Here is a 12,397-nt window from a genome sequence, read left to right as displayed (position 1 = left end):
AACATGATTCATTAAGGAGTATTAAACTATGAGTAATACAATCTTCACGATCATTATACTTTCTAGCATTGGAACACCCATCGCGGGCTTCGTTATTCTACTTTTACTTAATTTTTTTGACCAAGAATTTGATTATCTTCAATTAGAAAATAAACAAATGAGAATGGAAAAAGAGATGCAGAGAATGGAATATTTACAACTTAGTCAACAAATCCACCCTCACTTTCTCTTCAATTCCCTCAATGCCATGTTATCACTAGGTAGATTAGGGAGAACTAAGGAGGTAGTCGAAGCAATGGAGGAATTTTCCCAATTTTTAAGATATAATTATACAGATAAAGAGCCATTAGTTCCTTTTTCTTATGAGTTGGAGCATACGAACCATTATATTGCGATACAGCAATTACGATTCGGATCTAAACTATCTGTTTCCTATCAAATAGATGTAACAGCAGTAAAAACAACACTGCCCCCATATATTCTTCAATCTTTTGTTGAGAACGCATTTAAACATGGTCTTGAGAATAAACCTGGGGATAAAATTTTAATGATAGAACTAAAAAGAGAAGGAAGTTGGGTACAATTAGCAGTCAAGGATAATGGCCCAAATGAAAGTATTACGCAAAATTGGAATCAAGGTATTGGATTAGCAAATATTCGAAAGAGACTGAAGCTCATTTTCGATTTGCGAACTTCCGTTATGATTAATCGAACAGATGGAATGACTGTTGTAACTGCTGAATGGCCCTATACACCTGGAGGAGAAAGCATATGAAAGTATTAATCATTGATGATGAATATTTAGAATTAGAACAATTAACATACCTAATTAATCAAAGATATCCTTCGTGGGATTTAGTAACCGCAGAAGATGCAGCGGCAGCAAAAAAATTTTTAAAGAAGGACAATTATCAACTAGCTTTAATCGATATACATATTCCTGGAGAAAACGGATTAGACCTATGTGCTTACATTAAGGAAAATTATGATACAGAATGTATCATGATAACGGCTTTTCAAGATTTTAATTATGCACGACAATCGATTAAGCTTCATGTGATGGATTATTTAATTAAGCCGATAATTGCTAAAGAACTATATCAAACTCTTGATCAATTCTTAGAATCTATTGGGGGAAATAAACTATCATCAGATATCCAGGAAGTATTACATATCATCCATCAACAGTATAATAAAAAGCTTTCTCTCCCCCATCTAGCAGAACATATTCATGTAAGCCCAACCTATCTTAGTAAGAAGTTTAAAGAAGAAAAAAAAGAAAACTTCCAGGAATATCTCTTAAGATACCGGGTGGAAAAAGCAAAAGAACTAATAAAATCGGCTCCTCACCTTCCAATGGGAATAATAGCTGAAAGAACTGGATTTTCTAGTCAAAATCATTTAAGTTCGTCTTTCAAAAAGATAACCCACTTATCCCCAAGTGAATATAAGGATGCACTAGGAAATGTTTGATTGGTTTCTTATTTTATGTGTTACCACCACGATAATTATTTATAGCTTGGACCATGTCGTTAATGATTCAAATATTCATCATTATTTTAGAACGAGTGAACCGTTAGGGATAAAAAAAGGAACAGTACTAGTATGGGGAACCTTCTTTTCTGCTTGGATTGTAACCCTAACACTCTATTCGACTATCAATTTCGGTCTTGGAATGAGTACATTATTTGTATTAATCATTTTTCTTCTTTACTACTTCCTATTAGCAAAGCTTGTCCCGTATATTAGGAATGAAAATGATGGGACATACGGTTTAGAGGACTTATATCGGAATCGGTTTTCAAATCAATTAGGAAGAATAGGAGCCACTTGCTTATTAGCAATTGCTAATCTCGATGGGTTAATTATTCAACCAGCGCTTGCAGGCTGGTTATATGGTAAATGGTTTAATAAAAGTCCATTTATCTTTTTAATCATACTGTTTATTTTTATTATTATTCTTGGTGGACTAGGTGGTATGAATGTCTTTACAAGATCAACCTGGCTTCTTTTATTAATTGGCGGATGCTCACTCATATACTTGCCTTTACACACCTATTTAGGTAGGGGGATCCACCAAGTATTTTATGACTATCAGGAATGGAGTAAAAGATTACATCCAACAATTGATGATGGCCTGTTTTTCTTAATGGTTATGATTATCCTTGGAATAGGAAAGTTATCTACCAGTCTAATATTTTGGCGAAATATGTTTTCAATTAAAAAATCCTATTATTCTATAACCATTAAATTAGGAATATTAGGTAGTTTGTCCATTCCACTATCCTTACTCGCCTTTTTTACCTATGAAGTAACTAAATATCAGGAATTAGAATTAAGCTCCCTATTTAACATTCTTGTCCATCATGAATCCTATTTAATCATACAATTGGCCATTCTTATTTGGTTAGTAGGGTTAGCACAGTCTGGATTCAATTCACTTTACTCTATAACAGCGCTATTCTATTCACAATTTGAAAAAAAAGAAAGAAGCATACGTTTAATATATATGACCTCAGTCATAATTGGAGGGGTTTCACTAATCCTGGCATGTCTGTTTATCTCTTACGCACTTGAAGCGATTCAATTTTATTTATTATTCCTATCTTCAACAGCTTTTCCATGCATGGCCATTTTGTTCAAAAAACAAAAGCTGAACCCATGGATTTTTTATATTATTTTTATGAGTTTCTTATTCTCTTGTGTAGCCTGGATAATAACGAATAATTTTAACACTTACTTTTTACTATCAGTGGGAATCTCATCGGGATTAGCCTTATTTATTTATTTTTTTGTACGGACAAATCGTGAAAATCACATTGATTCTCTAATGGACTAATTTAATTTTTCGATTAATTATCAAAATTATATAAAATATTCGCAAGATTATATAAATCTCCCCTTTTACTATTCTTTATAATGAGAGAAATAGTAAAGGGGCTGTTTTTATATGAGTACCATTTTAGATAAAAAATCTTATATCTACGAGATGAGTGCAAAACATGAGCCAGTGTTAAAGGTACAATCTGGTGAAACGGTTGAAATTGAAACCTATGATTGTTTCTTAAATCAAATTCAATCTGAAGATACGCATTACAATAGTATTGATTGGTCACAAATTAATCCTGCAACTGGTCCAATCTATATTGATAATGCAGAACCAGGTGATATTTTGAAAGTATCAATTGACCGCATTCAATTAGATGAAAAAGGAGTTATGGCTACTGGTCCTGATCTTGGTGTTATGGGGCATCGAATAAATGATTTTACAATCAAGATCGTCCCTATTGAAAACAATGAAGCTGTTTTTAATGAGAAGATAGCTCTCCCACTTAATCCAATGATCGGTGTGATTGGTGTTGCACCAAATGAAGGAGAAATTTCTTGTGGTACTCCTGGTGATCATGGTGGGAACATGGATACAACCTTAATCGCAGAAGGGGCTACCTTGTATTTTCCCGTTTTTCATAAAGGAGCTTTATTTTCTTTAGGTGATGTACATGCAGCCATGGGCGATGGAGAGGTGTGCGTATCTGGTATTGAGATTCCAGCAAAAGTGACAGTAACCTTAGAGGTAATCAAAGGCCAAAGCTTATCTGTTCCAGTAGTAGAAACATCTGATAGTTTTGCCTTTCTTGTTTCAAAAGAATCACTCGACGAAGCAGCAGATATAGCAGTAGAAAAAATGGTTGATTATTTATTAGAACGTACAGATTATAGTGTTGAAGAATTAACGATGCTCTTAAGTGCTGCAGGTCATGTTCAAGTTAGTCAAATTGTGGATCCATTAAAAACAGCTCGTTGCTTATTATCCAAATCAGTACTTCAAAAATTGGGAATCCATAAGATATTCTAGGAGGAGTTATGATGGGTGAAAAATTACGAAAAACAGGCTCAAGTACTATTTTAAATACAGCTCCTTCTTTAAAACGTTCATTATCCTTTTGGGATTTACTCATTTATGGAATGGTGTTTATGGTACCCATTGCTCCATTTGGAATCTATGGTGTAGTAGCTCAAGGCTCAAATGGGATGGTGGCTCTCACTTACTTAATTGGAATGGTCGGCATGATTTTTACTGCATTAAGCTATGCACGTATGTCAGAAGCCTTTCCGATTGCAGGTTCCGTTTATTCCTATGCCCAGCGCGGCATTAATGATTCAGTAGGATTTATCGCAGGGTGGTTAATTCTTCTTGATTATGTATTTGTCCCTGCCCTTTTATACTTAGTAAGTGCAGCCGCATTAGGGGATATGCTACCAGAAGTGCCATCCTATTTATGGGTGATTATTTTTATTGCTATTAATACAGTGATTAATATTTTAGGTATCGAGTTTACAGCACGCGCGAACAAAATCATTGTCATTTTAGAATTAATTATCCTTGCTATCTTTGTAGCAGTAGGGGTTACAGCGATCATTAAAGGCATTAATGGAGCTGAGTTTACAATTAAACCTTTATACAATGATCGTGGTTTTAACATGAATGTCATCATGGGAGCTGTCTCTATCGCTGTACTTAGTTTTCTTGGCTTTGATGGCATTTCCACTTTAGCAGAAGAAACAAAGGATGGAGCAAAATCAATTGGGAAAGCGTGTATATTTGCACTATTAACTGTTGGTTTTCTATTTATTATCCAAACATGGGTAGCCGCTCTTATTTGGCCTGACTATCAAACTTTTGCTAATCCAGATGTAGCATTCTACCAAATAGCTGAAATTGCAGGTGGTACATGGTTGAAAACATTAACTATTCTTGCTACTGCACTTTCATGGGGGATTGCTAACGCACTTGTCGCTCAGGCAGCCATCTCAAGAATCTTATTTAGTATGGCACGTGACAAGAAACTACCTTTCGTTCTATCGAAAATACATCCAAGGTTTAATACACCTTATATCAGTACACTATTCATCGCAGTAGTTTCATTAGTCGTTACTGGTATTTTTGCAGCACATATTGATAAATTATCATCGGTTGTTAACTTTGGAGCCTTATCATCATTCTTATTTTTACATTTTTCTGTTGTTAATTACTTTATCCGTAAAAAGGGAAGTAAAGATTATTTACGACATTTATTACTTCCCGCCATCGGTATTATTATCATCGGTTATGTGTGGATAAATCTTGATGAGACCTCGAAGAAGCTTGGATTTATCTGGCTTGGTATAGGAATTATCTATCTCATTGTATTAAAATTAATGAAGAAGAATACTAATCTCGATTTGAATGGTTAATGAAAAATCGTGGTGTAATGCTCAACCAAATAAGAAAATTTATCTTTTGATTTTCTTATTTGGTTAGAAAAAGGGAATGTCATAGTAAATTGACATTCCCTTTTTCAGCTTTTTATCTACCCCCGTGTCGCACTCTCTACTATAGTCAGCGAACATTGATCCGCATCTAACACAGCCTCTACGCCAAGGGGAACAGTAATTTTTGGTTCACAATGTCCAATTTTAATATTATAAATGGTAGGTTTTCCAAATGGTACAATTAAGTCTTCAAATACTTCCATTAAGGTAAGACTCGGCTTCTCTAGGTCTTTAGGGATACAGTTATTCCAATCTCCAATGATCACCCCGCTACAATCATGAAATTTACCAGCTAATCGCAACTGATTGAGCATTCCATCTACACGATACGGTTCTTCGTCTATATCCTCCAGTAATAGAAGCTTTCCTCTTGTGTCAATTTCATAATTTGTACCAATCGTTCCTGCGATGAGAGAAAGATTTCCTCCAATGATTGGGCCTGTCGCTTTTCCTGTGACTAGTGAATGAATTTCTTCTCCAGGCGGATTCTCTATTATTCCTAATGGATTAGGCGAAGTAATTGCTTGGAAAAAACTTTCTTTAGAGAAATGATCGAAATCCTTTAACATATCGGAAGCAGGCATCGGACCATGATAGGTAACTAAATGACATAGTTGGTTTAAGGCTATATGCATAGCAGTTATATCACTATAACCGAGGAATGTTTTAGGATTCTTTTGAATCATCTCGTAATCTAGCTGATTTAATATTCTAGGTGACCCATATCCTCCTCTTAAACATATAATTCCATCGACTTCAGGATTCGCAAACATGAGATTAACATCCCTTGCCCTGACCTCATCCCTGCCAGCCAAATATCCGTATTGGCTATGACAGCTTTCCCCAACAATTACTTGGAATCCGAATTCTTCAAGTAATTGTACCGATCGTTCAACCTCCTCAGGATGCCTCACTGGACTGGATGGAGCAATTAAGCCAATGGTATCACCTTTTTGCAATACTTTTGGTTTTTTCATCATTTTTCAACTCCTAACGTTCGTGCAATTTCTACGATAAAACGCTTTAAGATAATTTAATATTTCGATATTTGCCCTCCTAATACCTCCCTAGTTAGCCACAAAAGGGACAGTGGACCTGACCCCCTGTCCCTATTTATCTTTCACAATAATATATGCTGCCTTGACCGGGCCATGAACCCCGACGACAAGATTCATTTCAATATCGGCTGAGTTGCTTGGGCCGGTAATGAAATTTATGCATGAGGGGAGGATTTCTCCCTTTTGAACCTTTTCTCGGATTTTGATAGATGCTTGTGTCATTCTTTGAACGATTGTACTTTTAGGAATAATCGCTATATAAGTGGTAGGTAGTAAACTAACGGAGCGACCTTTATTTTCATCATTAAATAAAACGACCGTACCAGATTCAGCAAGGGTGATATCGCTAAATGTGATTCCAACATTTGCACGTTCACAACGATCGATATTTTCTTGTCCTTTTGCAGGGTCCCAAATATGAACATCATAGGATTGATTTGGCCAAACGGTTTCTATCAAATCCTGTAATCCAAATTGGTGAAAGCGTTCGTCGTTCCATAAAGAAAGTGGACCACCGCCATAGAACTGAACTATATCTTCTAGTTTTGATCCCAACTCATTCACAGTGGTTTCAAAGTAATCAACATGGATGCTTTTACATTGTTCCTTTAGTACTTGAAGTAATTCATCCTGACTTGCATCCTGTAAGATACGGTACTGTGGCTGAAATGAGTAAACAGGAGTCGATACTCCTTCAGTTCGTTGACCTCTCCCTAAATTCTTAGCGATATTCGCTAAAAATTGTTCACGATTTTGAATGGTTCCGACCATTATGATTCACCCCTTCCTTATGATTTTTAAACCAGTCTCTAAAACGTTCCTTGTTCGGTGCTGGAAAATCACGGATTTCTGTCCATGCTTTCAGAGGTCCAGGACCTTTTTTAATTTTTTCATTCTTCACAAATGGCTTTGCTGCTGTCGTTGCAAGTTTTGAGCCAAAACCATATAAACCACTAGATGCCGCCCCTAAACCGAATGCTTTCATCATTAATTTTTCTGAAATTGGTGCTTTCCCTTCACGCTCAACAATTACCTGTCGATGCTTATGCAGTAATTCATGTAAAGGAATTTTCACTGGACAAGCTTCTGTGCATGCACCGCATAATGATGACGCATAGGGCAATTCCTTATGTTCCTCATATCCTCCAAGCAATGGTGTTAATACAGCACCAATTGGTCCCGGATAAATCGAACCATAAGAGTGTCCTCCAATATGGCGGTAGACAGGACAAACATTGATACATGCCGCACAACGAATACACTGTAAAACAGGCTGGAACTCTGTTCCTAATATTGCTGAACGGCCATTATCCACAATGACGAGATGAAATTCCTCTGGACCATCTATCTCTCCTATTTCCCGAGGTCCTGTTAATGCTGTCACATAGCTTGTTAGTCTTTGACCAACAGCACTTCTTGTTAGCAGACTAACTAAAACTTCAAATTCCTCGTAAGTTGGAACTATTCTTTCCATCCCCATAACAGTAATTTGAGTTTTCGGAAGAGTTGTTACCATTCGGGCATTCCCTTCATTTGTAACTAGTCCTATCGAACCGCTTTCTGCAATCGCAAAGTTGCAGCCAGTTATCCCAATATCGGCAGACAAAAATTCCTTTCGAAGCATTTTTCGTGCATAAGCCGCCAATTCTTCAGGTTTTTCACTTTTGGTATAGCCAATTTTCTTCGTAAATACATCACGAATTTGTTCTTTATTTTTATGTAAGGCAGGTGCTACTATGTGGGATGGTGGATCATGGTCATCAATTTGCAGGATATATTCTCCTAAGTCCGTTTCCACAACATCACAGCCTATTTCTTCCAGACACTCATTTAGGCTGATTTCCTCTGTCACCATTGATTTCGATTTGACGACTTTTTTCCCATTCTTTTTTTTCACAACGTCCTTAATATATTCTTGGGCTTCTACTGCTGTTTGGGCAAAAAAGACATGGCCACCACGTTTAGAAACTTGCTCGCTCAATTGATATAAGTAATAATCAAGATTTGCTAGAACATGTTGACGTATTTCTTCACCAAGTGAACGCCACTCCTCCCAGTTTCCTAGCTGATCTGCTGCTTTGAGTCGATTCGTTTGTAATCTTTCCTGCGCATCACGAACAGCCCCACGCATAAAATCATCTTGTAAACCATCACTCATTCTATTTTTAAAATTCTTTTCACTTATTTGTAAACCCATTCTATCTCACCTCGTTCCCTTATTCTTGATGATTTAACACTTCCGCAATATGCATTACTTGAATTGGTTTACTTTTTCGATCAATCCGGCCACCAATATTCATGAGACATCCGCAGTCCGCCCCAATTAAATAATCACTGGATGTTTCCTCTACATGCTGTACCTTTTCGTCAACCATTTGCTCAGAAATTGGTCCCATTTTTACAGAAAAGGTTCCTCCAAATCCACAGCAGCTCGAAGCATTGGGCAAAGGTGTAACCTCTAACCCTTTTACGTGTTTTAATAGCTTCATAGGGGCATCCTTTACACCTAGCAATCGTGTCATATGACAGGAAGGATGGTAGGTTGCTTTTCCTTTCAAGCTTGCACCTACATCTTCCACTTTTAATACATCCACAAGAAATTGTGTGAATTCATAAGTTTTATCGGCAAGATTTCTTGCTCCCTCTTCCCATTCAGCATCACCTGAAAAAATCTTTGGATATTCTTTAAACATAAATGCGCATGAACCGGAAGGAGCGACCACATAATCAGAATCTTGAAATACAGTAATCATTTTCTTCATTGCCGGTTTCGTATCTTCTACAAAACCACTGTTATAGGACGGCTGTCCACAACAAACCTGCCCACTTGGAAAATCAACTTCGCAGCCAAGTCTTTCTAATATTTGAACCATGGATTTACCTACATCTGTCTTAAACATATCAACAAGACAAGTAATAAATAAGCTTACTTTCAAATTTTCCACCTTCTTCAAATATAAAGAATTATTTACTCATTAGGTCATCAGATGACCTGTTAATATTATAAACCCTATTAAAAGAAAATTGCTAGGCATTTCTATAATTTATGAGCTGAAATAAATTCTTATGTTCAATGCTACTTTTTTAATATTAAATAATTTAATATCTAAGCGGACATTCAAATTATTCCCGAAAATAATCTTAATTTCGATCCGTATTTGAAGCTTAGTACGTTATTTAATACAATACAGAAATAAAATAACATTCCCTATGTCCGCAAAGATATAAAGTTAACTCATATGCCATCAATGAAGAATTTTGTTGACTCCAAGAATGGTCATTTGATAATTTTTTTACATTCGAAAAAAACTATTTTTCGTCTCTTCTCTATTATTTTATATAATCCTTAAGCATGTTTTCCACGCTTTCGAGGTGATCAAGCATCGCATTCCTTGCTTGTTCCTTATTTCTACTTTCAATACCTTCCAAAATTCTACTATGCTGTTCATATAGAATCTCTAAAGTACTAACCCTTGAATATAACCAAATACGTCTAGTTTCTTCCATTGCTTGAACCATCAGTTCAGAAACATGACTCATCAGATTTATTAAAAGTGGATTATGTGTGGCATTAACGATTGCTAAGTGAAAGGCCAAATCAGCTTGTTCACCTAGCTCTTCATTCACTGTAGCTTTTTTCATTTCTTTAAGGGCGATTTTCATTTTATCTAAATCTTCCTCATTATGCTTTTCCGCTGCTGCAACCACTATTCCAGTCTCCAAAATTTTACGAACTTCTAAAAGATGGATAATATCCTCCTTATTCATTAACAATGCTTGTACTATCGAATAGGAAATATCGTTTGGCTCAAATTTTTTTACATAGGTCCCTTCCCCTTGTCTAAGTTCAATCAATCCCATTGCTCTTAGTGATGTAAGTGCCTCACGAATGGCAGATCTTCCAACTGAAAAATTTTCAGCTAGCTGCTGAACAGAATCTAGCTTTTCTCCTGGCTTCAAATTCCCTTCACGAATCATTTCAACTAACTCATCAGCTACTTGCTCATATATTTTTTTGGGTTGTATTTTTTTATATTCCATTTCATCACTCCTGGATAATCCAATCAACATTTTCCTTTTTCTATCTTACTATATACAAGACAGGAAAAAAAAAATTTAGTAGAAAAATGAAAAACATATTGTTTTTCATTTTATAAATATTTATAATTTTTTAATATATATGACATATGGTCATCAGATGACCTATTGACCGTATGAAATTCATTTGAAGGAAGGTTAATATATGAAATATGTACAAAACTTTATCCCCTTTCAAGATCATCTGTACATCTCAGCATTAGTAGCTCTTATTCCTATTCTATTTTTCTTTTGGGCATTAGCTATAAAACGTATGCCCGCATATAAGGCAGGAATCTACACCCTACTTATTGCTTTGGTTATTTCTGTAATCGTTTACAGAATGCCTGTTGTTTTACCTGTCATGTCCGCTACACAAGGGGCAATTTATGGTATTCTTCCGATTGGTTGGATTATTGTTTCTTCAGTATTTTTATATAAACTTACAGTAAAAACAGGTCAATTTGATATTATTCGAAACTCTGTTGTTTCCATTACTGAGGATCGTCGTTTGCAAGCATTACTTGTCGCTTTTTCCTTTGGTGCCTTCTTAGAAGGGGCAGCAGGTTTCGGTGCACCTGTAGCAATTACAGCGGCTCTATTAGTTGGACTTGGATTTAGTCCTCTCTACGCTGCAGGAATATGTTTGTTAGCTAATACTGCTCCTGTTGCATTTGGTGCAATTGGTGCACCGATTATTGCAATGGAGGGCCCGACTGGTCAATCCGCTTTGGAAATTTCAAAAATGGTGGGGCGGCAGTTGCCTTTTATTTCAGTCTTTATCCCATTGTATTTAATTATCGTAATGGCGGGATTAAAGAAAACAAAGGAAGTTCTTCCAGCCATATTAGTATCTGGAATTTCATTTGCAGTTACACAGTATTTCACGTCAAACTTTATGGGTCCGGAGCTTCCTGATGTTTTATCTGCATTAGTATCATTAATCGTACTAACTATCTTCTTGAAATTTTGGAAGCCCAAATCCATTTTCCACTTTTCACATGAAGAGGTAGCTGCTTCATCTGACTCAATACGTACCACTCCTACCTATACAAAAGGACAAATTGCTAAAGCATGGTCACCATTTATTATTTTAACTGTTCTTATTACTATTTGGGGAATTCCCCAAATTAAAACAGCATTAGTCGGACATTACGAAGGTTCTAATATTATTTTGAAAGCGATTAACCTAATTGGTGGATGGATAACCTTTAATCCAAATGTACCATGGTTAAATAATCATGTAATTAATGCTAATGGTGATCCAATTGCTGCTACATATAAATTAGAACTTTTAGGTGCCGCTGGAACAGCAATTCTCATTGCTGCTATAATTACGAAGTTTGTATTAAGGATTTCATGGAAACAATGGTTTTCTGTATTTGGAGAAACGTTAAAGGAATTAAAATTTCCAATTTTAACGATTGTTGTAGTGGTTGCATTTGCATATGTAATGAATTCATCTGGGATGATCACAACACTTGCTTTAGCCCTTGCAAAAACGGGATCTTTTTTCCCATTTTTCTCTCCTGTACTTGGCTGGTTAGGTGTCTTTATTACTGGATCGGATACCTCATCAAATGTTTTATTCGGAACATTACAACAAGTATCTGCCCAATCTGTCGGTATGCATCCATTATTAGCCCTTGCTGCTAACTCATCCGGTGGAGTGACAGGAAAAATGATTTCTCCGCAATCCATTGCCGTGGCTTGTGCGGCTGCAGGGCTAGCAGGTAAAGAATCTGATTTATTCCGTTTTACAATTAAACATAGTCTTTTCTTATTGCTTCTTATTTGTATTATTACATTTTTACAATCTTCTGTATTGACTTGGATGATTCCATAAATGTATAGAAACACCCCACTTACGATTAATTAATCGAATTACTCGTTACATGAAGAAAGACTTGGAGCTCCTAACTCCTCGACGAGAAAAAGGAAAATCCGCA

At 36.1% G+C, this 12,397-nt stretch carries 11 protein-coding genes; 6 read left to right on the top strand and 5 right to left on the bottom strand.

The genetic code is table 11. The features are described 5' to 3' along the window. Nucleotides 1–28 precede the first annotated feature (28 nt). The 5 genes from NST63_RS04700 (at nt 29) to NST63_RS04680 (ending at nt 5,235) form a co-directional block, all read left to right on the top strand. A complete protein-coding gene (locus NST63_RS04700; protein ID WP_180211977.1) occupies nt 29–775 on the top strand; it encodes a sensor histidine kinase in 747 nt (248 codons plus the stop codon). Then, nucleotides 772–1,473, top strand: a complete 702-nt coding sequence (locus tag NST63_RS04695) for a response regulator transcription factor (protein WP_078110564.1) — start codon at nt 772–774, stop codon at nt 1,471–1,473. The genes NST63_RS04700 and NST63_RS04695 overlap by 4 nt, the downstream gene beginning before the upstream one ends. After that, nucleotides 1,466–2,839, top strand: coding sequence for a hypothetical protein (locus tag NST63_RS04690; protein WP_078110563.1), 1,374 nt, complete (start codon nt 1,466–1,468; stop codon nt 2,837–2,839). The genes NST63_RS04695 and NST63_RS04690 overlap by 8 nt, the downstream gene beginning before the upstream one ends. Nucleotides 2,840–2,950: 111 nt before the next feature. Then, nucleotides 2,951–3,856 carry an acetamidase/formamidase family protein gene (locus NST63_RS04685; protein WP_078110562.1) on the top strand — a complete coding sequence of 302 codons (906 nt, stop codon included), beginning with the start codon at nt 2,951–2,953 and terminating at the stop codon, nt 3,854–3,856. Nucleotides 3,857–3,867: 11 nt separating this feature from the next. Further along, nucleotides 3,868–5,235, top strand: coding sequence for an APC family permease (locus tag NST63_RS04680; protein WP_139358166.1), 1,368 nt, complete (start codon nt 3,868–3,870; stop codon nt 5,233–5,235). 116 nt (nt 5,236–5,351) lie between these two features. Here the strand turns inward: NST63_RS04680 and NST63_RS04675 are convergent, their stop codons facing one another. From NST63_RS04675 to NST63_RS04655, 5 genes are all read right to left on the bottom strand, one after another. Continuing rightward, a complete protein-coding gene (locus NST63_RS04675) occupies nt 5,352–6,290 on the bottom strand; it encodes a S66 peptidase family protein (RefSeq protein WP_058004942.1) in 939 nt (312 codons plus the stop codon). 132 nt (nt 6,291–6,422) lie between these two features. Continuing rightward, nucleotides 6,423–7,142 carry a LutC/YkgG family protein gene (locus tag NST63_RS04670; RefSeq protein ID WP_071975261.1) on the bottom strand — a complete coding sequence of 240 codons (720 nt, stop codon included), beginning with the start codon at nt 7,140–7,142 and terminating at the stop codon, nt 6,423–6,425. After that, a complete protein-coding gene (locus NST63_RS04665) occupies nt 7,117–8,568 on the bottom strand; it encodes a LutB/LldF family L-lactate oxidation iron-sulfur protein (protein ID WP_078111318.1) in 1,452 nt (483 codons plus the stop codon). The genes NST63_RS04670 and NST63_RS04665 overlap by 26 nt, the downstream gene beginning before the upstream one ends. A 19-nt stretch (nt 8,569–8,587) precedes the next feature. Next, nucleotides 8,588–9,307 carry a (Fe-S)-binding protein gene (locus NST63_RS04660; RefSeq protein ID WP_071975263.1) on the bottom strand — a complete coding sequence of 240 codons (720 nt, stop codon included), beginning with the start codon at nt 9,305–9,307 and terminating at the stop codon, nt 8,588–8,590. A 394-nt stretch (nt 9,308–9,701) separates the two neighbouring features. Continuing rightward, nucleotides 9,702–10,412: a FadR/GntR family transcriptional regulator gene (locus NST63_RS04655; protein ID WP_071975264.1), complete on the bottom strand. Its 711-nt coding sequence runs from the start codon at nt 10,410–10,412 to the stop codon at nt 9,702–9,704. A gap of 202 nt (nt 10,413–10,614) precedes the next feature. Between NST63_RS04655 and NST63_RS04650 the strand changes: the two genes are divergently transcribed. Beyond that, nucleotides 10,615–12,294, top strand: a complete 1,680-nt coding sequence (locus NST63_RS04650; protein WP_071975265.1) for an L-lactate permease — start codon at nt 10,615–10,617, stop codon at nt 12,292–12,294. Nucleotides 12,295–12,397 lie beyond the last annotated feature (103 nt).

This window comes from Heyndrickxia sp. FSL W8-0496 (assembly GCF_038007825.1).
Classification (GTDB): Bacteria; Bacillota; Bacilli; order Bacillales; family Bacillaceae_C; genus Heyndrickxia; species Heyndrickxia oleronia.
This window is presented reverse-complemented; position numbering and strand designations above follow the sequence as displayed.